The sequence below is a fragment of the Noviherbaspirillum soli genome (assembly GCF_015352955.1).
Classification (GTDB): Bacteria; Pseudomonadota; Gammaproteobacteria; order Burkholderiales; family Burkholderiaceae_D; genus Noviherbaspirillum_A; species Noviherbaspirillum_A soli.
In genome coordinates this window covers 67,428-93,318 of sequence record NZ_JACYOX010000008.1, presented here as the reverse complement: position 1 = coordinate 93,318, position 25,891 = coordinate 67,428, and the positions used below count along the sequence as shown (strand labels likewise).

Annotated in this window: 20 protein-coding genes; 7 read left to right on the top strand and 13 right to left on the bottom strand. The window is 63.0% G+C overall.

What is annotated here, in order from left to right; all coding sequences use genetic code 11:
• Positions 1-39: 39 nt before the first annotated feature.
• Together IGW04_RS08895 and pobA are read right to left on the bottom strand one after the other, a co-directional pair.
• A complete protein-coding gene (locus tag IGW04_RS08895) occupies positions 40-1,215 on the bottom strand; it encodes an ABC transporter substrate-binding protein (RefSeq protein ID WP_194712714.1) in 1,176 nt (391 codons plus the stop codon).
• Positions 1,216-1,481: 266 nt separating this feature from the next.
• On the bottom strand, positions 1,482-2,663 hold the full coding sequence (gene pobA, locus IGW04_RS08890; RefSeq protein WP_194712713.1) for a 4-hydroxybenzoate 3-monooxygenase: 1,182 nt from the start codon (positions 2,661-2,663) through the stop codon (positions 1,482-1,484).
• Between the two features lie 164 nt (positions 2,664-2,827).
• Here pobA and IGW04_RS08885 point away from each other — a divergent pair, with 164 nt between their 5' ends.
• The 3 genes from IGW04_RS08885 to IGW04_RS08875 all read left to right on the top strand — a co-directional run bounded on the left by IGW04_RS08885 (position 2,828) and on the right by IGW04_RS08875 (position 6,117).
• On the top strand, positions 2,828-3,700 hold the full coding sequence (locus IGW04_RS08885; RefSeq protein WP_323744835.1) for a helix-turn-helix domain-containing protein: 873 nt from the start codon (positions 2,828-2,830) through the stop codon (positions 3,698-3,700).
• Positions 3,701-3,900: 200 nt separating this feature from the next.
• Positions 3,901-5,172: a beta-ketoacyl-[acyl-carrier-protein] synthase family protein gene (locus tag IGW04_RS08880; RefSeq protein WP_194712711.1), complete on the top strand. Its 1,272-nt coding sequence runs from the start codon at positions 3,901-3,903 to the stop codon at positions 5,170-5,172.
• A gap of 24 nt (positions 5,173-5,196) precedes the next feature.
• Positions 5,197-6,117: a crotonase/enoyl-CoA hydratase family protein gene (locus tag IGW04_RS08875; protein ID WP_194712710.1), complete on the top strand. Its 921-nt coding sequence runs from the start codon at positions 5,197-5,199 to the stop codon at positions 6,115-6,117.
• On the opposite strand, the gene IGW04_RS08870 is transcribed toward IGW04_RS08875, so the two are convergent.
• Positions 6,099-8,147, bottom strand: a complete 2,049-nt coding sequence (locus tag IGW04_RS08870; protein WP_194712709.1) for an ATP-binding protein — start codon at positions 8,145-8,147, stop codon at positions 6,099-6,101. The two genes, IGW04_RS08875 and IGW04_RS08870, sit on opposite strands and share 19 nt — an antisense overlap.
• A gap of 244 nt (positions 8,148-8,391) precedes the next feature.
• Here IGW04_RS08870 and IGW04_RS08865 point away from each other — a divergent pair, with 244 nt between their 5' ends.
• Together IGW04_RS08865 and IGW04_RS08860 are read left to right on the top strand one after the other, a co-directional pair.
• The gene (locus tag IGW04_RS08865; protein WP_194712708.1) at positions 8,392-8,646 is read left to right on the top strand and encodes an acyl carrier protein; all 255 of its coding nucleotides are present in this window, start codon (positions 8,392-8,394) and stop codon (positions 8,644-8,646) included.
• 334 nt (positions 8,647-8,980) lie between these two features.
• On the top strand, positions 8,981-10,777 hold the full coding sequence (locus IGW04_RS08860; RefSeq protein ID WP_194712707.1) for a hypothetical protein: 1,797 nt from the start codon (positions 8,981-8,983) through the stop codon (positions 10,775-10,777).
• 90 nt (positions 10,778-10,867) lie between these two features.
• On the opposite strand, the gene IGW04_RS08855 is transcribed toward IGW04_RS08860, so the two are convergent.
• From IGW04_RS08855 to IGW04_RS08830, 6 genes are all read right to left on the bottom strand, one after another.
• On the bottom strand, positions 10,868-12,619 hold the full coding sequence (locus IGW04_RS08855) for a glutamine--tRNA ligase/YqeY domain fusion protein (protein ID WP_194712706.1): 1,752 nt from the start codon (positions 12,617-12,619) through the stop codon (positions 10,868-10,870).
• A gap of 84 nt (positions 12,620-12,703) precedes the next feature.
• On the bottom strand, positions 12,704-13,201 hold the full coding sequence (locus IGW04_RS08850; protein WP_194712705.1) for a DUF1499 domain-containing protein: 498 nt from the start codon (positions 13,199-13,201) through the stop codon (positions 12,704-12,706).
• 52 nt (positions 13,202-13,253) lie between these two features.
• Positions 13,254-14,048 (bottom strand): LytR/AlgR family response regulator transcription factor, encoded by a 795-nt coding sequence (locus tag IGW04_RS08845; RefSeq protein ID WP_194712704.1) that lies wholly within the window; start codon positions 14,046-14,048, stop codon positions 13,254-13,256.
• Positions 14,045-15,109, bottom strand: a complete 1,065-nt coding sequence (locus tag IGW04_RS08840; protein WP_194712703.1) for a sensor histidine kinase — start codon at positions 15,107-15,109, stop codon at positions 14,045-14,047. The genes IGW04_RS08845 and IGW04_RS08840 overlap by 4 nt, the downstream gene beginning before the upstream one ends.
• Positions 15,110-15,112: 3 nt before the next feature.
• Positions 15,113-15,502 carry a DUF2306 domain-containing protein gene (locus IGW04_RS08835; protein ID WP_194712702.1) on the bottom strand — a complete coding sequence of 130 codons (390 nt, stop codon included), beginning with the start codon at positions 15,500-15,502 and terminating at the stop codon, positions 15,113-15,115.
• 125 nt (positions 15,503-15,627) lie between these two features.
• Positions 15,628-16,866, bottom strand: coding sequence for a CaiB/BaiF CoA transferase family protein (locus IGW04_RS08830; RefSeq protein WP_194712701.1), 1,239 nt, complete (start codon positions 16,864-16,866; stop codon positions 15,628-15,630).
• Between the two features lie 373 nt (positions 16,867-17,239).
• Here IGW04_RS08830 and IGW04_RS08825 point away from each other — a divergent pair, with 373 nt between their 5' ends.
• Complete coding sequence (locus tag IGW04_RS08825) at positions 17,240-17,515, top strand: hypothetical protein (RefSeq protein ID WP_194712700.1); 276 nt, start codon at positions 17,240-17,242, stop codon at positions 17,513-17,515.
• A 579-nt stretch (positions 17,516-18,094) separates the two neighbouring features.
• Positions 18,095-20,716: an alanine--tRNA ligase gene (gene alaS / locus IGW04_RS08820; protein ID WP_194712699.1), complete on the top strand. Its 2,622-nt coding sequence runs from the start codon at positions 18,095-18,097 to the stop codon at positions 20,714-20,716.
• Between the two features lie 79 nt (positions 20,717-20,795).
• On the opposite strand, the gene tal is transcribed toward alaS, so the two are convergent.
• The 4 genes from tal to pgi form a co-directional block, all read right to left on the bottom strand.
• A complete protein-coding gene (gene tal / locus IGW04_RS08815; RefSeq protein WP_194712698.1) occupies positions 20,796-21,728 on the bottom strand; it encodes a transaldolase in 933 nt (310 codons plus the stop codon).
• Between the two features lie 87 nt (positions 21,729-21,815).
• Positions 21,816-22,685, bottom strand: coding sequence for an SIS domain-containing protein (locus tag IGW04_RS08810; RefSeq protein ID WP_194712697.1), 870 nt, complete (start codon positions 22,683-22,685; stop codon positions 21,816-21,818).
• A gap of 6 nt (positions 22,686-22,691) precedes the next feature.
• Positions 22,692-24,164 (bottom strand): glucose-6-phosphate dehydrogenase, encoded by a 1,473-nt coding sequence (gene zwf, locus IGW04_RS08805; protein ID WP_194712696.1) that lies wholly within the window; start codon positions 24,162-24,164, stop codon positions 22,692-22,694.
• Between the two features lie 3 nt (positions 24,165-24,167).
• Positions 24,168-25,835 (bottom strand): glucose-6-phosphate isomerase, encoded by a 1,668-nt coding sequence (gene pgi / locus IGW04_RS08800; protein WP_194712695.1) that lies wholly within the window; start codon positions 25,833-25,835, stop codon positions 24,168-24,170.
• Positions 25,836-25,891: the final 56 nt, after the last annotated feature.

The window sequence follows — 25,891 nt, the reverse complement described above, 5'->3', positions numbered from 1 at the left end:
GTTGCCAGCACGGGCTGGCGATACGGGGAGGCGGGCAGCTTACTTGCCGGTGTCCTTCATGTTCTCGAACTTGTCGAATTCGACGTTATACAGTTCGCCGTTGACCTTCTCCACCTTGCGGATGTAGACGGTTTGCACTGCGTCCCGGGTTTGCGCGTCGATCGTCAGCGGACCGCGCGGGCTCGGAATTTTCATGCCCTTCAATACCGCCATGGCACGGTCGCCATCGATCTTGCCATCGAGCTTGCGCGCCACCTCGTAGATCGCATGCATGCCGTCATAAGCGGCAACCGCCATGAAGTTGGGGCGGCCGCCGTTGGGATTGGCCGCGGCGAAGTTTTTCAGGAAGGTCTTGTTTTCCGGGGAGTCGTGGGCCGCCGAGTAGTGGAAGGACGTGATCACGCCCAGGGTGGCGTCGCCCATGGCCGGCAGCACATGGTCATCGGTCAGGTCGCCGGTGGCGATGACCCTGATGCCGGCTTCGGCCAGCCCGCGCTCGCGGTAGCTCTTCATGAATGCCACGCCCTGTTCGCCCGCGGGAACGAAAACAAAGACCGCCTCCGGCTTGGCATCCTTGATGCGCTGGACGAAGGGCGCGAATTCCGGATTGCGCAGCGGTACGCGTATCGATTCGATTACCTGGCCGCCGCCGCCTAGCAGATTGGTCTTGAACGCGGTTTCAGCGTCGATGCCGGGGCCATAGTCGGCAACCAGAGTGACCACCCGCTTGATATTGTTCTTCACGGCCCAGGTCGCCATCGGGCCGGATATCTGCGGCAGCGTCATCGAGACGCGCGCGATGTAATTGGATTTGGTGGTGATGATGGAGGTGGCCGCATTCATCACGATCATCGGCTTTTTTGCCTGCTCGGCGATCGGCGCGACCGCCAGCGCTTCCGGTGTCAGGCCAAAGCCGGCCAGTATGTCCACCTTGTCGCGCACTACCAGTTCCTGGGCCAGGCGCTTGGCGATTTCAGGCGAAGGGCCGGTCGTGTCCTTGATGACCAGTTCGATTTTCTTGCCGGCGACGGTGTCGCCGTGCTGCTTCATGTAGGCCTTGATGCCGCCTTCCATCTGCTTGCCGTAATCCGCGAACGGGCCGGAAAAGGCGGCGATCACGCCGACCTTGATGGTTTCCTGGGCCTGGGCGGCAAAGGATGCCAGGCCGAACAGGCCCAGCGTCAGGGCGGATCGCACTACGGTACGCAATGTCATCTTGTCTCCTCAAAAAATTTTATGTTCTGCATGAAGCCTGTATGCCAGCGCGCGGCGTGGTGTCACAACAGACAATGCCGATTTTGCCGGGCACATCAAGAATAACGGAAGGATTCTGGCTGTGAAGTTCGATAAGTAAACTTATGTGCGTTAAACGCACTATTTTGCATTGCTTCTTCGATGCCGGCATCTGCATTACGCGCATCGATTCGACGTAGGCCAGAACTGTCTGTGGAAAAGGAGCGAACGGCGCGGCAGCAGCCATGTCATTCGATCAGTTCATAGGGCAAGCCGACATAGTTTTCCGCAATCGTCGTGCGGCCTGCTTCGGAACCGGTGTAGTAGTCGAGTTCGGCGAGTTGCATGCGCTGGCTGAAGCCATCGTCGGAAAACCGATGCAGCACCGACGTCATCCACCAGGAAAACCGCTCGGCTTTCCAGATGCGACGCAGGCAGATCCCGGAATATTGCGCAACCAGATCGGTGCGTCCGTGCAGCAGCGTCTTGCGCAGGATGTGATAAAGCGCGTGGACATCGCTGGCAGCCAGGTTGAGGCCCTTGGCCCCGGTTGGCGGCACGATGTGGGCGGCGTCGCCCACCAGGAACAGGCGGCCGAATTGCATCGGCTCGGCAACGAAGCTGCGCAGCGGGGCAATGCTTTTTTCAATCGACGGGCCGGTGACCAGCGCAGCGGCGGTTGCCTGCGGCAGGCGCGCCTTGAGCTCATCCCAGAAACGCTGGTCGGACCAGTCTTCGACCCTGTCTTCGAGGCTGCACTGCACATAGTAGCGGCTCAGCTGTTCGGAGCGCATGCTGCATAGCGCAAAGCCGCGTTCATGGTTGGCATAGATCAGTTCGTGTGCCACCGGCGGCGTGCGTGACAGGACGCCGAGCCAGCCAAAGGGATAGACGCGCTCGAATGTGCGTATCTTGTCGGCAGGCGCGCTGCGCCGGGAGACGCCATGGAAGCCATCGCAGCCGGCGATGTAGTCGCAGTCCAGCTTGATGGTCTGGCCGTCCTTGACGAAGGTGACGTACGGCCTTTCCGCATAAAAATCGTGCAGCGCAACATCCTGCGCTTCATAGATCGACACGCCGCCGGCGGCGCGCCTGGCTGCCATCAGGTCGCGCGTCACTTCGGTCTGCCCGTAGACCATCACGGTCTTGCCGCCGCTCAAGGCCTTCAGGTCGATTCTTTCCTGCCGCCCTGCAAAGGAAAATGCCACGCCTTCATGCACCTGTCCCTCGCGGTCCATGCGCGCGGCCACGCCGGCTTCGCGCAGCAGGTCGACGGTGCCCTGTTCCAGGACGCCGGCGCGTATCCGGCCGAGTACGTAGTCTGGCGACTTCGCTTCCAGGATCACGGTTTCAATACCCTGCAGATGCAACAAGTGCCCGAGCAGCAGGCCGGATGGACCGGCGCCGATAATGGCGACCTGCGTTTTCATGGTTGTCTCCTTCGGATGGCTGCTCAGGGCAGCATCCGCCATCATCGCTCTGGCAGGGCGTCGGCGGAATGGATTTTTGCCGCTAAAATTTGTACTTTTCGCAGATTGCGGTTTCTTTCATGGCTCATCCGCCTTCGCACTCCGTCCTGCAACAAGATGCATCGGTGCCTGTGTTCCAGCTGTATGGCGAGCACGAGCACTGGCTGACGCCTGACATGGTGCACTGCGAGACCATTGCCGAACGCAGCGTCTTGCACAATTGGCAGATTCGGCCGCATCAGCATCATGGCCTGTTCCAGATCCTGTACCTGAAAGCCGGGAAGGCGCGCATGCGGATCGACGATGACGAATTCGACATGCGCGCCGGCCATGTCGCGCTGGTGCCGCAGATGTGCATCCACGGCTTCCGGTTTGCGCAGAATGCGCAGGGACATGTGCTGACCCTGGCCTATCCGCTGGTGGAGCGCCGCGGCGGCGATGCCGGCGCGACATTGCTGGCGCTGCGCCGGCCGCATCTGCACAGGCTGCCGGCGAGTGAGGAGGGAGCGGGCGTGCAGGCGCATTTCAGCGCGATCGACCGGGAGTATCGCAGCGTCGCAGTGCACCGCGAACTGGTCCTGGAGTCATTGCTGGCCGTGCTGCTCGCCTGGCTGGCGCGGCAGATAGCGCCACCGGGCATGCAAGCTTTGCAGGCGACCCGGGGTGCCCGCCATTTCTCCGAATTCTGCAAACTCATCGAGACGGCGTATGCCCGGCAGCATCCGGTGGCCTGGTATGCCGGCCGGCTTGGCATCACGGCGGCGCACCTGAATGCCCTGTGCCGCAAGACGGCCGGCCAGTCGGCGCTGGAACTGGTGCATGAACGCCTGGTGCTGGAAGCCAGGCGCAATCTGGTCTACACCTCGATGTCGGTAAGCCAGGTGTCCTACGCGCTTGGCTTTGCCGATCCGGCCTATTTCACCCGGTTTTTCAAGCGGCGCACCGGCTTGTCCCCCAGGGCATTTCGCGCCAGGGCGTCCGCGGCGCTTGCCGCCTGAGTGCCGGGCCGGCTGCCGCTGTGGAGCGGATGCAACGAAATGACGCGCCGCTGCCCGGTCATCGTGCTTTAGTCATCTGCCAGGTGCAGTGTCCGCCCGCGTCTGGTCAAACTCATTGACCGTTTCCCGCCGCTTGCTCAGCATCCGGCAATGGCGCCGCTGTCGGCGTCTCTTATCTGCCTGATGGAAGGATGAATGCGATGACAGACAAGGAAATGGTTGCGGTCACGGGTATCGGCATCCTGTGCCCGATTGGCGTTACGGTGGCGGAAGTGGCCGAGTCTTTGAAAACCCTGCAGTCGGGGATCCGGCGGATAGAGGCGCCCCCGCTGCAACGCGCCTATCCTGCGGGTGTGGTTGATCTTGAGACCGATCCATTCTTTTCGCGGCTCGACGCGGTGTATCTGGACCGCTGCCAGCAACTCGCCGCCCTGGCCGGCCGGAATGCGCTGGCCGATGCCGGCCTGGAGCGGCTCGATGCCCTGGGCGCGCGGGCTGGCCTCTATTACGGCAACGTCAACGGCGGCAGTAGCCGGGCTCAGGCCGACTACAGGCAATTACTCTGCAACGGGCAACAGGCAACCAACCCGTTTTCGATCATCGCCATCATGCACAACGGCGGCGCGGCGTATCTGTCGATACGCCATGGCATTGCCGGGCCGGTGCATACCCATGGCAGCGCCTGTGCCGCATCCGGGGCGGCCATCGGCGAAGCGGCGCGGGCGATCCGCGACGGCCATATCGATATCGCGCTGGCCGGCGGCGCCGAGGCGCCATTGAGCGCTGCGATACTGGGTGGCTTCGAAGGCATGCGCGCATTGGCACCGATGGACGCTGTCGACGTGGCGCAATCCTGCAAACCGTTCAGCAGCGTGCGCAGCGGCCTGGTGCTGGGTGAGGGTGCCGCCTTTCTCGTGCTCGAGTCGGCAACGCACGCCAGGCGGCGCGGCGTGCGCTGCCTGGCTTGGCTGCAGGGCTATGGCATAGCGTCCGATTGTCATCATATGGCCGTGCCACATGCGACAGGCCAGGAGGCGGCCCTGCGTCAGGCGCTGTCGGATGCGGGGCTGGAGCCGTCGCAGGTGGATTATCTGAATGCGCACGCCACCGGTACCAGGGGAGGCGATGTCGTCGAGGCCAGTGCCATCCGGTCGGTGTTTGGTGCGGGCAGCGCGTCGGTGCCCGTCAGTTCGACCAAGGCGCTGCATGGCCATCTGCTGGGGGCCGCCAGCGCAATGGAAAGCGTGGTTGCCTTGCTGGCCATTACGGAGGGCATCCTGCCTGCCACGGCGTTTCTTGACCAGCCTGATCCGGCCTGCGCCTTGAACCATCTCACTAACAAATCTTTACACGGCCACGCGATCAATAGAGCAATGTCACTTTCATGCGGATTTGGCGGGACGAACGTCGCGCTGGTTTTTTCCAGGTACCCGGAAGAACCCAATCGGTCCGCGAATGCGTCGGGTACTTAACATGACATAAAGGGAGTGAACAATATGGGTGCATTCGACTTCAAATTTCCACCGCTGGATCAGATCGCGCATCCTCATGTCGATTTTCGATTCGACACCAAAGCCGCCAATACACTGTGGGTCAGCATGAACAGCGGGCCGGAAGCGGGGCGCCATTTTTCCTTGCCCCTGCTGCACGACTTGCGGGCGGTTGGCCAGGCTTTGCAGGCTGGCGCGTCACACTGGGACGGCGGCGGCCTTGAAGCGGTCAACTATGCCGTCATGCTTTCTGCGCATCCCGAGTATTTCAGCCTGGGCGGCGATCTGCGCCTGTTCCGGTCCTGCATCACGAGCGGCGATCGCGATGGATTGCGCAACTATTCCCGGCTCTGCCTTGAAGTCATGCATGCATGGGGAGCGCGCGCCAATCCCGAACTGACCACGGTTTCCCTGGTTCAGGGGCGGGCGCTGGGCGGCGGTTTCGAGGCGGCGCTGGCGGCCGATTACCTGATCGCCGAAGAGCAGAGCAGCTTTGGCTTTCCCGAAATTATGTTCGGACTCTTTCCCTGCACCGGAGCGATGAGCCTGTTGCTGCGCCGCGTTCCTGTTTGCCAGGCGCAGCGGATGATGACATCGGGTAAGGTGTACAGCGCGCCGGAGCTGCATCAAATGGGCTTGGTCGACGAGGTCTGTGCGCAGGGTGATGGCGTGGCCGCAGTGGAACGCTATATTGCCCGCCATGTCAGGCAGCGAGCCGCCCGGCTGTCGGTGCGGCGGGCAATGGAACGAATGTCTCCGCTCGATCTGGCGGAGTTGCTGCAGGTGGTGGATGACTGGGTTGACCTTGCCCTCGCACTGACGCCATCCGAACTGCGCGTGATGGATATGCTGATTCACATGCAGTACGGTACCGAGGCGCCATGCCGGCAAGCCGCGGCGCCGCTGCTTCAGTTGGCGGCAGACTGAACCACGCCGCGCAGCGCCTGCATGCTCTGCCTGGTGACCTCGGCAATTTCAGCAATGAGCGCCAGGCGGTCCCGTTCAATGCCTGGCTGCTCCATCTGGCTCAAGCGTGCGGCAAGCGCGGCAAGGCGCACTGCGCCGACGCTGACGGCAATGCCCTTGATCGCATGGGCCTTGTCGAGCACCGATGGCAAATCCTGCTTCTTCAAGGCGGCGCTCAGGTCATTCGACAGCGAGCGGATATCCGCCAGCGCGGTATTGACGACTCTGGCTACGAAATCGTCATTGCTGTCCAATTCCTTCAGGTTGGCGATGACCGTATTGTCGAGCCAGCCTGTCTGGCTTGCCTGCGAGGTGCTTGCGCCCGCGGCATCCGCGGGAAACTGCTGGCTCACAGCATGGCGGAGTGCTTCGAGGCTGATCGGCTTGTGCAGTACCCCCGCTGCGCCGCAGTCAATCAGCCTTCTGGTGGTGGCACTGGTATTGTCAGCCGTCAGGATATAGGCGGGCGCAGGGGTCAGCTTGCCGAAACGATAGATCTGAAGCGCAGCGGCGCCATCGATATCGCCCATGTTGAAGTCGAGGAAGGCCAGATCGATTTTCGTCCTGGCCAGCAGGCGGACCGCCTCCTGCCCGCTTGAAGCAGTGATCACATGGTGGCCGTCACGCTCCAGAAGCGCGCAGGTCAGCATCAGGTTGGTGGCATTGTCATCCGCCAGCAGTATGCATTTGTTGCGGACGATGCCTGCCGGGCCGGACCTGGGGGCGCTGGTTTCGGCCGTGTTTGCCGTGTCCAGCCAGATCGCGAACTCGAATACGCTGCCGCGGCCGGGCATGCTGCTGACGTGGATCTCGCCACCCATGCGGCTGACGATATCGCGGGCAATGCTCATGCCCAGTCCGGTCCCGCCGTGTTTCCGGTTCGCGCCACCGGAGGCCTGGAAAAAAGGTTCGAAAATCTTTTGATGCATTGCTGTATCGATACCTATACCGGTGTCCTCACAACTGCACATGATGTTGCAGGCGCCAGGGCGGTAGCCAAGAAGGGTGAACTTGATCTTGACCTCACCCTCGTCGGTGAATTTGACGGCATTGCCCCCGATGTTCATCAGCGCCCGGCAGAGCATGGGCATATCGCCAATGAACAGGGCAGGAATGCGTTCATCGACCGTGATGTGCAGCGAAATCGCTTTGGCAAGCGCAATCGGGCCTAGCGTGCAACGCAAATGCGCCGCAACGTCGGCCATGGAAAATGGCTGATGCGCCAGCCGCAGCGTGTCGGCGCCGTATTTCGCCGAGTCGAGCAAATCGTTGATCTGGGCCAGCAGTTCGGCGGACAGGGTCAGCATGGTATCGGCACGCTTGCAAACCTGCGGATCATCGCTTTCCTCCTGCATCAATTGGGCGCACGAGACGATGCCGGTCAGCGGCGTGCGCAGCTCATGGCTGACCGTGGCCAGGAGGCGCGTCTTGGCCAGGCTTTCCGATTCCGCATGCTGGCGGGCAGAGTGCAGCCTGGTGATCAAGGCCTTGGCATAGAGCGGGACAATGGCAAGAAACAGCAATATGGAGATGATGGCAACCGGATGGGGATGCCAGCTCGGATTGAGTACAGCCATTACGCTGAACGCAACGATCGAGGCCAGCTGACAGACATGCATCGCCACTATGCCGATGCGAAAGCCAAAGCCCAGGATGGTGAACAGATAGAAGCAGGCAAAGATCTGGCCGATCTGATTCATCAGCATCAGGCCTGCCGACAGAAGAACCGGATCCATCACCGCCGTGAACGTGGCGACATGGCGTGGGTCGCAGCGCGACGCGGATCGCGTTGCATGAAGCAGGCCAAGGTTATAAACCAGATGCAGGGCGAACACCGGAACGATCTGGGCTGGCCCGATATTGGGCGACGATGGGCCCCAGTGCCAGAGGACGAGCAGCATCAGCAGGCAAACCGGCACGCCCAGCCGGGCGCGCAGTCGGGCTTGGGTTCGAACATGGTCCGACAGCTTGGTGTGCGATCTGGGCTGCATCTTTTCTCTACCTGATTCAACGGGCATCAACATTTGTGCAGTTCCATGCGAAAGGTTCGCGCCTGCATGGTGCAAGTCAGCGCCATTTCCTACTCATGCCGGCGGTCGCATTGCACATTAATAATTGGCTCCCGGCCTGAGGTGAAATGGGTATTCGGGGGCGCGTTATTAACGATGACAGCACAATCGGCCGGTTTCGTTTCCACGTTGCTGTATCCACTGCCTTGCCTGATTGGAGACCTTTATGAGCATGAACGAACATATGATCGATAAAATTAAATGCATCCTGCAGGAACGCTTCGGCATTGATGTGAATGCGTCCGGTCCGGCATCGCGGATGCGCGACCTTGGCATCGATTCACTGCATCTGGTGGACCTGATGCTGGATATGGAGTCGACGTTCGGTTTTCAATATGAAGCGCTGACGCTGCCCGCAAATCCCTCCCTTGAAGAAATCGCCGATGCGATTGCCGCTAACGGCGCGTCGGCGCTAGATTGACTGCGTTGCGCGGACCGTATTGTAAGGTGGCCTGGCCCTGGCGATGCATGCGGGGCGGGCCGCAAGTTTGTGCCCGCGCAGAGACGCTCGCGGTGTCGATCATGCAAAGGGTCAGCTAATTACAGATGTTCGATTGCCGCATAAAACTGGTGATTGAAGCAAGGACCTTCGTTGAAGGAACCGAGGTGAAGACTGCGGGCACTTAGCTGGCCTTTTCAATCTTGGAGACTGTTTTATGGATAAGAGTTCGCCTTCAAAGGAGATGTCGCTTGCTTCCCCGCTCAGCGCGGGGGCGCTATATCAGTTCCTGTCATCGCAACGCCCGGACCGGGGCTTGAAAATCAAGCATCCTTACTCGGCACCTGTGCTCAAGACCCGTGAAAAGCCGGAGTCTCTCAATGAAGAGCAACGCAAGGCATGGGCGTTTCATTTAAAGGAAATGTATCAGCGGCAGACAGGTACGAAAGAGGCTGAACACGCAAGTGCGCAGATTGAGAGCTTTTTGAAGTCGGATGCCGCCAGGGCGACAGCCGGGGCTCTGCTGGGACCGGTAGCGGCGCTCATGAAGGCCGAGCAGGCCTGTATCCAGAAGGCGAGCAGCATCGTAAGGCGCTGGATGGGAAACGAGCAAAAGGTGCAGGAGATCGCAGTCGCGACAGATGAAAGAGACGCTCCTTCCGGGCAGATCATGCAGTATAAAAACGCCTTGACCTTTGCACGGCAGATGCTCGCAAAACTTCCCGATTTCCAGCATGGCGAAATCGATATTGAACTTTTCAGGGATAGGGCGTATTCGCTCGGTTCCGTGCTGAGCGAGAATGACATGCAGCATCTGCAGAAGGCACGCGTCATCATCGCAAAACGTTCTCAGCAGCTCGCCGACTATATCGGACCTGAAGTGCCTCTGCTGATCGAACTGTGCATGAGTGCGAAAGGGGCCAATCTGGAGGACTACAGGGCGGCTGATACAACGAAAAACCTGTGTTTTGAGCTTGCCAATAAGCTGCGCGCCAGGACTGACAATGATGAATATATTGTTCCTCTTTCTCCCAGAAATGCGGATAAACGCACCAATCTGAAAACATCGGTTCCGTCGATTACGGGCTACTCGGCCGCTACTGTTCAGACAGGCGATGACGGCCACGTAACCGCACCATCGTCAAGGACAGGCAGTAGTGCCTCATCGCAGAAGTTGCATGCGGCCGTGGACTTGCCCACAAGCCCGGTCACCAGCCGGTCGTTGCCGCGCAGCGTTACCGAAGGGACGTCTTCCGCTCTGGTTATGGAATTAAAGGGACAGCATAAGCAACAGCTTGCACATTCGGTCACGGTGGCCGAATGCACATCGACCGGGCAGCCCCGGGACTATAGTCCGTTCCGGCCGCTGCAGCCGAGGCAGCAATCAGGCGCGACAGGGAATGAAGCGGATTTGACAAGGAGAACCGGCCATGGCATCAGCGCGAGCAATCCCACCACTCCCACGGAAGATGCAGTAAAAAAATCGGGCAAGGAAAAGCGCAGGCTGCGTCACAGCATGCAGTATGAGGCGCCGCCGCTTGAGGACGCGAACCATGGCCGCAAGCACAGGCATGCGGAGAAAGAAAGATCCAGGGAAGGCACGGAGAAACCTGACCGTGCATACAAGGAAAAAAGAAAAGCGCAGAAGGCGCAGCGTCGGTCGCAACCCGAGGGCATGGAACTGAAAGCATTGCAACAGCAACCGGTTTCAGCCTTGAAGAACCAGATGAAAAAACACAATGACATCAATGCGACGCTGGACGCCTTCTTTGCCGCGCGAGGGGACAATGCCATTCCCGGCAAATGGGATGCGTTGCAAGGCAAGCTGGGCAGCCCGTTGCCCGCCGAGGGCCGGGCAGTAGTGAACAAGATGCTGCCCTACTGGAAAGGCGTGGACCTGCAGAAGCTCGACAAGACCATCTTCTCCAGCCTGGTGCTGGCGGCCGGCATGTCAAGGAAAGACCGGATTGCGCTAAAAGCCGTGCGCGATGTCTTGTTGGCCGATTCCCTGCAGGGCCTGCAGGCGGTTGCCGCTGCCGTTTTCCCAGAGTTGCTGACGCTGGTGATCCATTCGATCGATGCGCACCGCAGCTTGCCCAAGGCAACAAGCTGATTCCGCGTGCTGGCCGCATGGCGCGGCCAGTCTCGCGTTGATGGTGGCATCCTTCTGCCCATGCGCCCGGAAAGCATCCCGGGCGCATCGTCAGGCGCCCTTGCCGCCCCAGCTGTCCTTCAGGGTGGTGATCCGGTTGAACACCGGCTTGCCTGGCTGCGAGTCCACCCGGTCGGCCACGAAATAGCCGTGGCGTTCAAACTGGAAGCGCTGTTCCGGCAGCGCGCCTGCCAGGCCTGGCTCCAGATAGGCGCTGACCACGGTCTTGGCCTGCGGATTGAGCGCCTGCTTGAAGTCCCTGCCGCCGGCGTCCGGCTGCGGCTCGGAGAACAGGCGGTCATAGAGCCGCACCTCGGCCTGCAGCGCATGCTCGACGCTGACCCAGTGGATATTGCCCTTGACCTTGTAGTTGGCCGAACCCTCGGTGCCGCTCTTGCTGTCCGGATAGTAATTGCAATGCACCGCGATGACATTGCCCTCGGCGTCCTTGTCGCAGCCGGTGCATTCGACCACATAGCCATAGCGCAGCCTGACCTTGTTGCCGGGGTAGAGCCGGAAGAAGCCCTTGCTGGGCGTTTCCATGAAGTCGTCGGCCTCGATCCACAGTTCCCTGCTGATCGGAAAAGTGCGCACGCCGCGCGACGGGTCGTGCGGATGCACCGGGGCGCTGCATTCCACGGTCTCGCCTTCGGGGAAGTTGTCGATGACGAGCCTGAGCGGATTGAGCACCGCCGTTGCCCGCGGCGCCTTGGGATCGAGGTCGTCGCGCAGCGCGCCTTCCAGGATGCTCATGTCGATCCAGCTGTCGGCCTTGGCCACGCCGATGCGCTCGCAGAACAGCTGCACCGCCTCCGGCGTGTAGCCGCGGCGGCGGATGCCGACGATGGTGGGCATGCGCGGATCGTCCCAGCCGTCGACGATCTTTTCTTCCACTAGTTGCAGCAGCTTGCGCTTGCTGGTGATCGCATAAGTCAGGTTCAGACGAGCGAATTCATACTGGTGCGGCAGCGGCCGCTGCAGGAAGCCGCCTTCGGCCAGGCGCTCCAGCACCCAGTCGTAGAATGGCCGGTGATCCTGGAATTCCAGGGTGCACAGCGAATGGGTGATGTTTTCCAGCGCGTCCGAAATCGGGTGCGCATAGTCGTACATCGGGTAGATGCACCAGGCGTCGCCGGTACGGTGGTGATGCGCATAGCGGATGCGGTAGATCGCCGGATCGCGCATGTTCATGTTGGGCGAGGCCATGTCTATCCTGGCGCGCAGGATATGCTCGCCATCCTTGAACTCGCCGGCCTTCATGCGGCGGAACAGGTCCAGCGATTCCTCGGCCGGCCGGTTGCGGAAGGGCGAATCCTTGCCCGGCTCGGAAAAGCTGCCGCGATTGGCGGCCATTTCCCCGGCGCTCTGGCTGTCGACATAGGCATGGCCGGCGGTGATCAGGTATTCAGCCATCCGGTAGAGCATGGGGAAGTAGTCGCTGGCGTAGTACAGGTGCTCGCCGTCTTCCTGCTTCCAGTCGAAGCCCAGCCAGCGCACGCTGTCGATGATGGTGTCGACATATTCCTGTTCTTCCTTGGCCGGGTTGGTGTCGTCGAAGCGCAGGTGGCAGCGGCCGGCATAGTCGCGCGCCAGGCCGAAGTTCAGGCAGATCGACTTTGCATGGCCGATGTGCAGATAGCCGTTCGGCTCGGGCGGAAAGCGGGTGACGACCGCGGGCAGCGGCTGGCCCTGGACGTCCTTGCGGCCGGCATAGTGGCCGGCGGCATTGTCATGCTCGATGATGGCGCGCAGGAAATTCGACGGCGCAGCGGCCGCGGTAGTGCTTTTTGGTTCGTTGCTCATGGAGTCGGATGAAAGACGTGCAAATTGTGGATGGCGGCATTTTACCGTAGCAGGCCGTGCCAGCCCGGACAGGAAGAGGGCGCTTCAGCGTGGCGCTGCGGCGTCGAAGCGCTGCCTGACGGTTTCCAGGCGCTGCCGGTTGGCGCCAAAATCCTTGCGACCCAGGCGGGAAGCGGACCGCATGTGGATCACCCCGGCCGGCGCGTCGAGCAGGAATTCGACATCGTCGACAAATTTGAGCATCCGGGTCTGGAACTGCGCATACAAGTAGCCTGGCTGGCGCTCCACCACGGTGGCGCCGGGCATGGCGGCGACCACCTGTTCAAGGCGGGCGAACGCGGCACCGGCGTCGCCGCTGTAGCGCAGCGGCGCGATCAGATGGTAGTCGGTGTGTTCATGGCGTTCGGCCTGGCTGGACACGGAATTCCAGGAGCGGGCCACCGGCGGCTTGAGCAGGCCGTCGCGTACGCCCAGGTCATCCGGGCGGCGGCCTGCCAGCAGGTTCATCTGGCCGGCGAGCAGGACGATCGCAGGCAGGCCGACCACGAAGACGGTCGCGATGACACCCAGGTTTTTCAGCATGCTGGCTCCGGCGCAGGAAGGAGCGGTCGATCATAGCAGAGCAGGCCATGCGCTACATTTGCCGGAATAAATGCGCAAAGACCCGGCTGACCGCCAGGGTTTCGGTCCGGCCGCGCAGCGACAGCCGCAGCCGGCCGGCCTCGTCGCGCACCGCCGCCGTGACCTGGCCGATATTGACCACTGTGCCGCGATGGATCTGCCAAAACTGCGCCGGGTCGAGCTGGTCCAGCAGCTCGCGCAGCGACAGGCGAATTAAAGACTGGCTGTCGGCGGTGACCACGTTCACATACTTGTCGGTGGCCTCGAAATAGATTACGTCCGGCACCGGGATCATGCGAACCTGGTTGCCCACCGCCGCCCGGATCACGGTCAGCCGGGCGGCCGGCTGCGCGGCGGTGGGCGGCGCCAGCGCGCGCAATTGCCGCAGCACCTGTTCCAGCGCCGCATCGCCCGCGGCTGGCGCGGCCAGGCGCGCCTGCAGCCGCGCCACGGTCTTGGCCAGGCGGGCGTCCGATACCGGTTTCTGCACATAGTCGGCGGCCGCCTGCTCGAAGGCCTGCAGCGCATAGTCGTCATAGGCGGTGACGAACACGACCAACGGGAAGGCGCGGCCATCGGGCCAGTCCTCGGCCAGCGCCTCGGCCGCCTGCAGGCCGCTCATGCCCGGCATCCGGATATCGAGAAACAGCAGGTCGGGCTGCAATGCCAGCGCCTTTTCCACTGCCTGCACCCCATTCTGCACGATGGCTTCGATGGCCAGTTCCGGCCACAGCCTCTGCAGGGTGTGGGCCAGGGCCTGGGCCAGCACGGGTTCGTCTTCCGCGATCAGGGCACGCACAGCAGTCATCGTAGCGGCATCCTTATTTCGGCAATCGCGCCCCGTGGCAGGTTCGGCGTCAGGGTCAGGCTGGCGGCGTCGCCATACAGCGCCGCCAGGCGTTCGCGCACATTGCGTAGCGCCAGGCCGTTGCCCGGCGCGGCCTGCGCTGCCAGGCCCATGCCGGTATCGCGCACGGTCAGCACCAGCAGATCCCCATGCCGGGCTGCGCCGACATCGATCCGGCCGCCTTCCATGCGGGGCTCCAGCCCGTGGTGTATCGCGTTTTCGACCAGCGGCTGCAGCAGCATCGGCGCGACTTCCACCCCGGCCAGTTCGGCGGGCAGGTCCAGCGCATAAGCCAGGCGCTGGCCCATGCGCACCGACATGAGGCCCAGGTAGGCCTGCATCAGCCGGAATTCCTGGGCCAGCGTGGTGGTGGCGAGGCGGGAACTGCCCAGGGTGGCGCGCAGGTATTCGATCAGCTGGTCCAGCAGGAGTTGGGCGCGCGGCGGGTCGATGGCTATCAGGCCCTGCAGGTTGGCCAGGGTGTTGAACAGCATGTGCGGCTCGATCTGGGCCTGCAGCAGTTGCAGCTGCGCCTGCATGGCCTGCCGCTCGATGCCGGCCGCGCGGGCCTTCTCGGCTTCGGCCTGCGCCAGCAGGTAGGCGACCTTGCCCCGGTTCCAGAAAAACCAGGTGGCGCTCAGGCCGGCCAGCACGGAAAACAGCAGGATCTGGGCTGCGTGGCCGGAGCGGGTGGGCAGCACCGGGTGGTCGGCCATGCCCAGCAGCCACGCCGCCAGCAGGCTGCCGCCCATCTGCGCCGCAGGCAGCGATAGCAGGGCGAGGATGGAAAAAGGCAGGCCGGGCGGCTTGCCGTCGCCCCACAGCAGCACGCGGCCGCCGTCGATCAGCAGCCAGGCCAGGGTGCCGATGCACAGCGAAAACACCAGGTTGTCAAGAAAGCCGCCGCCGCGGTGCAGCACATGGGTGATCACGAGGGCGCACAGCAGGTTGAATGCCGTGACGATCAGCAGATGTGCCGAAAGCCGTGTGTCCCAGGTTTTTGCCGTTGGCGAATGGTCCATGCGTTACACCAGGTGAAGTGCATTCCAGACCAGGTCGCCCAGGCGGCGCCCCGGCAGCAGCGTAAACACGCCGGCGACCACCAGGCCGGCATAGGCCCCGGTGACCAGGCGGCGATGGCGGGCAATGTCGCGGCTGCGGATCGACCATACCGCCTGCCCGATGACGTAGAGCGTGAGCAGGGAGAGCAGGTGTATCCAGGAAAAATGCCCATGGCTGCGGATGCCGAAGGAGACCAGCGCGGTCACGGCCATCAGCAGTATCCAGAGCCGGCCGGCAAGCCGGTGCAGCGGCGTTCCCTTTTTCTGCAGGAACATGGCGGCGCCGACCGCCACTGCGGCCAAGGCGGTGCCCAGGTGGATCAGGATAATGGGTGTGTAGGACATGGCAGTCATGGCGGCTCTCCGGAAAGGGGTGGCGATGAAGCCATTCTCCGGAAACCCGCCGCCCGCTACGAGCGCATTGCGACGAAATGCGCAAGCGGCGCCGCCAATTGCCGCAGGCGGCGACCGACGGCTGCTCAGAGCACGCCCTTTGCCCGCAGCGCCGCGATCTCCTCCTCGCTATGGCCCAGCAGTTCCGACAGCACTTCGCCGGTATGCTGGCCCAGCAGCGGCGGCGGCGCGTCATGCCGCGGCGGCGTGGCCGACATCTTCATCGGGCTCCTGACCAGGTTCACCTGGCCGGCGGTCGGATGCGGCAGCGCCACCTTCATGCCGCGCGCCTGCACCTGCGGATTGTCGAACACTTCATCGAGCCGGTTGATCGGGCCGCACGGCACGCCGGCCTGTTCCAGCAGGTCGATCCATTCCTGCTTGGTCCTCTGCTTCACCATGTGGGCCAGGAGCGGCACCAGCAGGTCGCGGTTGCGCACCCGCTCGGGGTTGGTCGCAAAGCGTGTATCCTCGGCGAGATCCGGCCGGCCGCCGGCGGCGACGAACTTGCGGTACTGGCCGTCATTGCCCACCGCAACGATGATGTGGCCGTCGGCAGTGGCGAAGGTCTGGTAGGGCACGATGTTCGGATGGGCATTGCCCCAGCGCACCGGAGGATTGCCGCTAGAGAGGAAATTGGTCGCCATGTTGGCCATCATCGCCACCTGCACGTCCAGCAGCGCCATGTCGATCGCCTGGCCTTCGCCGGTGCGGTCGCGGTGGGTAAGGGCGGCCATTACCGCAATGGTGGCGTACATCCCGGTCATCAGGTCGGAGATCGCCACGCCGGCCTTTTGCGGACCGCCGCCGGGCAGGTCGTCGCGCTCGCCGGTGATGGACATGAAGCCGCCCATGCCCTGGATGATGAAGTCATAGCCCGGCCGGTGCGAATAAGGACCGTCCTGGCCGAAGCCGGTCACGGAGCAAAAGATCAGGTCGGGCTTCACCGCGCGCAGGGAGTCATAGTCCAGGCCGTATTTCTTCAGTTGCCCGACCTTGTAGTTTTCCAGCACCACGTCGCAATGCCGCACCAGTTCGCGCACGATCTGCTGGCCTTCCGCACTGGAAATATCCAGCGTGATCGAGCGCTTGCCGCGGTTGGCGGCGAGGTAATAGGCGGCTTCGGTGGTGTCCTGGCCTTCCTGATCCTTCAGGTAGGGCGGTCCCCAGGACCGGGTATCGTCGCCGGCGCCGGGGCGCTCGACCTTGATGACGTCCGCGCCGAGGTCGGCCAGGTTCTGGGCACACCACGGACCGGCCAGCACGCGGGTCAGGTCCAGCACGCGGATATGGCCGAGCGCGGTCTTGTTGGGGGTCGGGGTCATGTTTACTGTCTCCTGCGGTTTTTCAAGGTGGTTGGCAGTGTAGGGCAAGGGAAAAGAAAATGCAGCAGGGCAGATAATTTCAGACTGGGGGCAAGGCCCTTACCTTCTTTGCGATGCGCGATGCATTTTTTAGCAGAAACTGACCAGCAATTTGTTAAACGCGTTTTTGTCATGCCAATTTTAATGCTCCCTCTTGTGGAACAGTCTTGTGGATTCGGTTAACCAATCCATCGCATTTTTGGGAATGCGAAGAGCCACCGCAAGCAATGCATACGGGACTCAATTAGAAATTTTTCAACCACGGCAGTTATTAAGTCAGGATGGTTCTGTTGTGTTGGTCATTAAATGAATAGCATTTAACGGAGGAAACGCCATGAATAGCTCAACCCCACCTTCACCAGGCCGGGCAATGGAAAATTTTTATTTTGAAAGTAAAGCATCGCATGAGGAAGCGGAAGCGCCCCGAAAACCAAACGTTTTTGACCCAGGAAATCTGTCCGAGCTTTTGAACTGGAATCCACTTGAGAGGTGCGCGGATTTTTCGGTCGCACAAACAGGCGCTTGCTCACAGCTGGAACCTGAATCCGAAAAAGAAATGCTTCTATGGTTGGCGTATCGCTTTGTGTTGACATCGTTTTTCGCAAAATGAAAAACCTGGTATGCGCTTCACGTGCCAATGTCCGGCTTCACCGTGTAATGGAATCATTTAAAAATGTTGTACAGGAAATCCAGGGTTTGGGTGGTGCCGATTTCTTATCATTGATGTGCAGGTGTGGTAAATCATATTTATGTTGATCGGCTCTCTTGAGTCCACAGATGCTCCTTTAATGCCATCTATTGTTTTCAAATGCAGTGCAGGCACTTCTACAGTTGCATTCGCACCTGCGTAATGGTCTCAATCAGTATTGCCCGCATCAGCAGGATGGCCATTTTCTGATTCGCGTTCTGCCATTGCGTTTTAAGCCGTCGGACCAATTATTTCCGCTAAGCAGCTTCTGGAATCGTTGCCGCAAGCGATACCGTTGGGATGAAGGGTTCGGTTAGTGACACCGATCTGGTCAACTGGAGATAATTGTCAGTCGTGTTTCCAGCGTGGAAATCGGTGTTGCTCTTGCTTACGCCATGCGTTTGCTACCAGCCACGGCCGCCTCTGGCGCTTACCAATTCCCGCCCATCCCGTATCCCGTATAATCAGCCGTTTGCAATATGCCCCTACTGCGCCCAGACCATGAACTCGTCCGATATACGCGATAAATTCCTCAAGTTTTTCGAATCCAAAGGCCACACCGTCGTCCGTTCGTCCAGCCTGGTGCCGGGCAACGACCCGACGCTGTTGTTCACCAACTCCGGCATGGTGCAGTTCAAGGACGTGTTCCTCGGCACCGACAAGCGCAACTACGTGCGGGCCGCCTCGGTGCAGCGCTGCCTGCGCGCCGGCGGCAAGCACAATGACCTGGAAAACGTCGGCTACACCGCGCGCCACCATACCTTCTTCGAGATGCTGGGCAACTGGTCCTTCGGCGACTACTTCAAGCGCGACGCGCTGGTCTGGGCCTGGGAGCTGCTGACCACGGTCTACGGCCTGCCGCCGGAAAAGCTGTGGGCCACCGTCTATGAAACCGACGACGAAGCCTTCGACATCTGGGTCAATGTGATCGGCCTGCCGGCCGAGCGCGTGGTGCGCATCGGGGACAACAAGGGCGCGCCGTATGCGTCCGACAATTTCTGGCAGATGGCCGACACCGGCCCCTGCGGTCCGTGCTCCGAGATCTTCTACGACCATGGCCCGGACGTCTGGGGCGGCCCGCCGGGCAGCCCGGAGCAGGACGGCGACCGCTATATCGAGATCTGGAACAACGTGTTCATGCAGTTCGACCGGCAGATCGACGCCAACGGCGTGGCCACGCTGACGCCGCTGCCGGCGCCCTGCGTCGATACCGGCATGGGCCTGGAGCGCCTGGCCGCGGTGCTGCAGCATGTGCACAGCAACTATGAGATCGACCTGTTCGCCCGCCTGATCGCCGCCGCCGCCCGCGAAACCAATACCACGGATCTGGCCAACAATTCGCTGCGCGTGATCGCCGACCATATCCGTGCCTGCGCCTTCCTGATCGTCGACGGCGTGATTCCGTCCAGCGAGGGCCGCGGCTATGTGCTGCGCCGTATCATCCGCCGCGCGCTGCGCCATGGCCACAAGCTGGGCCAGACCAAGCCGTTCTTCCACCGCCTGGTGCCGGACCTTGTGCAGGAGATGGGCAATGCCTATCCGGAGCTGAAGGAAGCCGCCGCCCGCGTCGAGCAGGCGCTGAAGGTCGAGGAAGAGCGCTTCGGCGAGACGCTGGAAAACGGCATGAAGATCCTGGAAGCGGCGCTGGCGAAAGACCCGGCCCACCTGGACGGCAAGACCGCCTTCACGCTGTACGACACCTACGGCTTCCCGCTGGACCTGACCGCCGACATCTGCCGCGAGCGCGACGTCACGCTGGATGAAGAAGGTTTCCAGGCCGCGATGGCGCACCAGAAGTCGACCGCGCGCGCGGCCGGCAAGTTCGAGATGGCGACCTCGGTCGAGTACAGCGGCCCGAAAACCCGCTTCGTCGGCTACGACACCCTGCAGCAGGAAGGCGAGGTGCTGGCGCTGTACGTCAATGGCGCGGCGGTGGAGAAGATCGAGGCTGGCCAGGAAGCGATCGTGGTGCTGGACAGCACGCCGTTCTACGCCGAGTCCGGCGGCCAGGCCGGCGACATCGGCACGCTGGAATCGGAAGCCGGCGCGTTCCGGGTGCAGGACACGAAGAAGCTGCAGCCGGACGTGCATGGCCACCATGGCGTGCTGGAATCGGGCACGCTGGCGGTCGGCGATGTGCTCGACGCCAGGGTGGATGCGCGCCACCGCGCGCAGACCATGCGCAACCACTCGGCCACCCACCTGATGCACAAGGCGCTGCGCATGGTGCTGGGCGGCCATGTGTCGCAGAAGGGCTCGCTGGTCGACGCCGACAAGACCCGCTTCGACTTCAGCCACAATGCGCCGCTGACGCAGGACGAGATCCGCCGCGTCGAAGCCATCGTCAACCACGAGATCCTGGAAAACCACGCGACCGAAGCGAAGCACATGCCCTACGACGACGCCATTTCCCATGGCGCGATGGCGCTGTTCGGCGAGAAGTATGGCGATGAGGTGCGGGTGCTGGGCATAGGCTCCTCGCGCGAACTGTGCGGCGGCACCCATGTCACCCGCACCGGCGACATCGGCCTGTTCAAGATCGTCTCCGAAGGCGGCGTGGCCTCGGGCATCCGCCGCGTGGAAGCCGTCACCGGCGACAACGCGCTGGCGCTGGTGCAGAAGCTGTCGTCGCAGGTCAGCGAGGCGGCTGCCGCGCTGAAGGCGCAGCCGGACGAACTGGCTGCCCGCATCCAGCAGGTGCAGGACCAGGTGCGCAGCCTGGAACGCGAACTGAACGCGATGAAGGCCAAGGCCGCGGCCAGCAAGGGCGACGAGCTGGTGGGCCAGGCGGTTGACATCAATGGCCTGAAAGTGCTGGCGGCCACGCTGGACGGCGCCGACGTCGCCGCGCTGCGCAGCACGATGGACAAGTTGAAGGACAAGCTCAAGTCGGCCGCCATCGTGCTGGCGGCGGTCAATGACGGCAAGGTCAGCCTGATCGCGGGCGTGACGCCCGATGCCACCGGCAAGGTCAAGGCCGGCGAGCTGGTGAACTTCGTGGCCCAGCAGGTGGGCGGCAAGGGCGGCGGCCGGCCCGACATGGCGCAGGCCGGCGGCACCGACCCGAGCGGCTTGCCGCGGGCGCTGGAAGGCGTGGCCGGCTGGGTGCGCGAACGGGCATGAGGCCTGTTGCAGAATGAAAAACGGGCGGCCTTCTGGCCGCCCGTTTTTCATGGCGCCGCCGTCGCGGCGCCGTGTTTGCTTACAGCGCCGCGATCAGGCCTTCCAGCTTCACCGCGTCGGCGCAGAACTGGCGTATGCCTTCGGCCAGCTTCTCGGTTGCCATCGCGTCTTCATTGAGCTGGAAGCGGAAGGACTTCTCATCCAGGTTGAGCTTTTGCAGGTCGCTGTCGCGGGCCGCATCCGGGCTGAGCTTCCTGGTCACCGGCGCGGTGCCGTCGGCCAGCTTCTGCAGCAGTTCCGGGCTGATGGTCAGGAGGTCGCAGCCGGCCAGCTCGACGATCTGCGAGATGTTGCGGAAGCTCGCGCCCATGACTTCGGTCTTGTGGCCGAACTTGCGGTAGTAGTTGTAGATGCGCTGCACCGACTGCACGCCGGGATCGTCGGCGCCGCTGTATTCGTGGCCGGTGGATTTCTTGTACCAGTCGTAGATGCGGCCGACGAAGGGAGAAATCAGCTGGGCGCCGGCGTCGGCGCAGGCCACCGCCTGCGGCAGCGAGAACAGCAGCGTCATGTTGCAGCGGATGCCGTCGCGCTCCAGCGCCTCGGCGGCGCGGATGCCTTCCCACGTGGAGGCGATCTTGATCAGCACCCGCTCGCGCGAAACGCCGGCGGCTTCGTACAGCGCGATCAGCTCGCGGCCCTTAGCGATGGTGGCTTCGGTGTCGAACGACAGCCGGGCGTCGACCTCGGTGGAGACGCGGCCCGGAATGATATCGAGGATGCGCCGGCCGAACGCCACCAGCAGCTGGTCGATGATGTGGCCCGCTCCCTTGCCATTGAAGTCGCGTGCGGCCTGCTCCAGCAGCGGACGGTATTCATCCTTCTGCACCGCCTTCAGGATCAGCGACGGGTTGGTGGTGGCGTCTTGCGGCGAATAGGCCTCGATGGACTGGAAGTCGCCCGTGTCGGCAACGATGGTGGTGTATTGCTTGAGCTGTTCGAGTTGGTTCATGGTTGGGTTCGCGGTGAGAAGGTAATCGGTGGTCGGCGGGCATAGTGTAATCGCCGGCCGCACCGGCGGCTATGGACGTCACGGCGGCTAGGGCGGCTCCGGCGCCTCCGTGTAGGAGTCGAACTGTATGTCGATGCGCTGCAGCGCCTTTTGCGCCGCCTCCATCCGGCGCCGGAAATCCGGCCCGCGCCGCAGCGCCAGGCCCACGGCCAGGATGTCGATCACCACCAGGTGCGCCAGGCGCGCCGTGATGGGGCGGTAGGGGTCGGTGTCGACCGGCAGGTCGACCGGCAGCAGCACGGTGGCCAGCGCCGCCAGCGGCGTGCCGGACGGCGCGATCACGATCACGTCGGCCCCGGCGCGGCGCGCCAGCTGCACGCTGTGCAGGAGCGCGGTGCTGCCGCCGCGCTGCGAGATCGCCACCACCGCGTCGCCGGCCTCCAGCAGCGCGGCCGAGATCGCATGGATATGCGGATCGGAATAGGCGACCGTGGGCACGCCGGAACGGAAGAACTTGTGCTGGGCGTCGGCCGCCACCAGGCCGGAGCTGCCCTGGCCGTAGAACTCGATCTTGGCCGCCGCCGCCAGGATGTCGAGCGCGCGCTGCACCGCCTGCGGGTCCAGCGTGTTGCGCAGGTCGAGCAGGGTATTGACCGAGCGGCCGCAGATCTTGCTGACAAGGTCTTCGGCCAGGTCGTCCTGCAGCGGCGTCTCGTCGCGGCCGCTGGGCGCCAGCGCCAGGCCCTGGGCCAGCTTGAGCTTGAATTCATGCCAGCCATCGCAGCCGACCGCGCGGCAAAAGCGCACCACGGTCGGCTCCGACACCTGTGCGGTGCGCGCCAGCGCGGTGATGTTTTCCGAGATGGTCAGCTGCGGATTGTCCAGCACCGCCATCGCCACCTTGCGCTCGGACTTCGACAACGCATCCATCTGGTTGCGGATGGCATCCAGCAGCATGGCCGCTCAGTCCTCCGGCAGCGCTTCTTCGCGCCACTGCAGGCCGTCGCGGCCAATCAGCGCGCTGGCCGCGCCCGGCCCCCAGGAGCCGGCGCTGTAGAACACCGGGTCGTTGTCCTCCTGGTCCCAGAAATGCAGGATGGGCTCGACCCATTCCCAGGCCGCTTCCAGTTCGTCGCTGCGCATGAACAGCGTGAGCTGGCCGCGCAGCACGTCCATCAGCAGCCGCTCGTAGGCTTCCATGCGCGGCTTCTTGAAGGTTTCGCGGAAGTCCAGTTCCAGGTCGACCAGCTTCAGGCGCATGCCGTCGCCTGGCGTCTTGGCCATCAGGTTCAGGCTCAGGCCTTCGTCGGGCTGGAGCCGGATCACCAGCGAGTTCGGCTGGAAGCTGCTGATGGGCTGGTTGAAGATGGAATGCGGGATCGATTTGAAGCGCACCACGATTTCGGCCAGCGAGTCGGCCATGCGCTTGCCGGTGCGCAGGTAGAAGGGCACGCCGGACCAGCGCCAGGTGTCGATCTCGGCCTTGACCGCGACGAAGGTCTCGGTGCGGGAGCCGGGATTGGCGTCCTGCTCCTTGCGGTAGCCAGGCACTGCCTCGCCCTGCACATGGCCGCTCTTGTACTGGCCGCGCACCACGTTCTGCACCAGGGTGTTGGGCGTGAAGCGGCGCAGCGCCCGCAGCACCTTCAGTTTTTCATCGCGCACCGCGTCGGGCGTGCTGTCGACCGGCGGCTCCATCGCGACGATGCACAGCAGCTGCAGCAGATGGTTCTGCAGCATGTCGCGCAGCGCGCCCGAGGTTTCGTAATAGCCCATGCGGTTGCCCACGCCGAGTTCCTCCGCGATGGTGATCTGCACGTCGGAAATCCATTCGCGCCGCCACAGCGGCTCGAACAGGATATTGCCGAAGCGCAGCGCCAGCAGGTTCTGCACCGCTTCCTTGCCGAGGTAATGGTCGATGCGGAAGATCTGCGATTCGGCGAACACGCGGCCGACATCGGCATTGATCTGGCGCGCGCTCTCCAGGTCGCGGCCGAGCGGCTTTTCCAGCACCACGCGGGCATTCGGGGTGGCCAGGCCGGCGTCGGCCAGGTTGCCGCAGATGGCGGCGAACAGGCTGGGCGGGGTGGCCAGGTAATAGACGCGGGTCAGCTTCTCGTCGTCGCGCAGCGCCTCCTTCAGCGGGGCGTAGGTGCCGGCGTCTGTGGCGTCGAGCGAGACGTAATCGACCCGCTCGCAGAAGGCTTTCCAGGCGGCTTCGTCCAGCCGCTCCTTTTCGATATGGGGCTTGGCCTGGCGCGTGATCTCCTCGATGTATTGCTCGCGGCGCCATTCGTGGCGGCCGACCGCGATCACGCGGCCCGACGGCGGAAAGCCCTTGCCGCGGCTCAAGGCGTACAGGGCAGGGATCAGCTTGCGCATGGCGAGGTCGCCGCCGCCGCCGAACAGGACAAAATCGAAATCGCTCATTGCCATGGACTATGCATCCGTAGAAGGTTGGGCCAGCAGCGCCTGGCGGGCGCGTGCGATCAGGCCGTTGGTGGAGGCGTCGTGCGCCCCGACGTTGGTGGCGCCGCTCAGTTCATGCTGGATCGCCTTGGCCAGCACCTTGCCCAGTTCCACGCCCCACTGGTCGAAGCTGTTGACGCCCCAGATCACGCCCTGCACGAATACCTTGTGCTCGTACAGCGCGATCAGCGCGCCCAGGCTGGCCGGCGTCAGCGCATCCAGCAGCAAGGTATTGCTGGGTCGGTTGCCGGGGAAGGTGCGATGCGCCACCAGCGCTTCGATACGTTCCCCGGCCATGCCCTGCGCCTGCAGTTCGGCACGCACTTCATCGGCGGTCTTGCCGCGCATCAGCGCCTCGCTCTGGGCGAAGCAATTGGCCAGCAGCGCTTCCTGGTGGCCGGGCAGCGCATGCGAGGGCTGCAGCGCCGCGATGAAGTCGACCGGCACCGGATCGGTGCCCTGGTGCAGCATCTGGAAGTAGGCATGCTGGCCGTTGGTGCCGGTGTCGCCCCAGATCACCGGGCAGGTGGCGGCCGCGACCGGCGCGCCGTCCAGGTCCACGCCCTTGCCGTTGCTTTCCATTTCCAGCTGCTCCAGGTAGCCGGGGAAGCTGGCCAGGTCCTGGTGATAGGGCGCGATCGAGATCGAGGTGCTGCCGAGGAAATTGCGGTTCCAGATGCCCACCAGCGCCAGTATGGCCGGCAGGTTGCGCTCCAGCGGGGCGCTGCGGAAATGCTGGTCCATGCCGTGGGCGCCGGACAGGAATTCGCGGAAGCCATCGGCGCCGATGGCGATGGCCAGCGGCAGGCCGATCGCGGACCAGACCGAGTAGCGGCCGCCGACCCAGTCCCAGAAGCCGAACATGTTGGCCGGATCGATGCCGAATTCGGTCACCGCCTTGGTGTTCGTGGACACCGCGACGAAATGCTGCGCCAGGTGTTTTTCCTCGCCGTGCATCAGGAACCAGGCGCGCGCCGACTGCGCATTCATCATGGTTTCCTGGGTGGTGAAGGTCTTGGAGGCGACGATGAACAGCGTGGTCTCGGGCTTGACCCGCGCCAGCAGCGCATCGAGGTCGTGGCCGTCGACATTCGAGACGAAATGCATCGCAATGCGCGGGTGGCTGACGCTGCGCAGCGCCTGGCACGCCATTTTCGGGCCGAGATAGGAGCCGCCGATGCCGATATTGACGACATCGGTGATCGGCTGGCCGGTGTAGCCGGTCCAGGCGCCGGAACGCACCCGCTCGGCGAAATGTCCAAGCCGATCCAGTACCTGGTGAACCTCGGCGGCCAGGTCCTGTCCATCGATGACCAGCGGTTCGCCACGGGGCGCGCGCAGGAGGGTGTGCAGCACGGCGCGCTGCTCGGTATGGTTGATCTTCTCGCCGTTGAACATCGCTTCCCGCCGCGCCTCGACGCCGCGCTCCCGCGCCAGGGCACACAGCAGGTCCATGGTGTCGCGCGACACCAGGTTCTTGGAATAGTCGAGAAAGACGCCGGCCGCCTGTTCCGAAAAGGACTGGAAACGGTGGCTGTCGGCATCAAACAGGTCGCGCAGCCGCCAGTCGCGGGTGTCGGGGAAATGGCGCTGCAAGGCGGTCCAGGCAGGTGAGGAGCGCAGGTCGTTAGCGGACATGGGAACGGATGAAAGATGAAATTCAGTCAAGTATATAGGAACTTTAAGTAATTTCA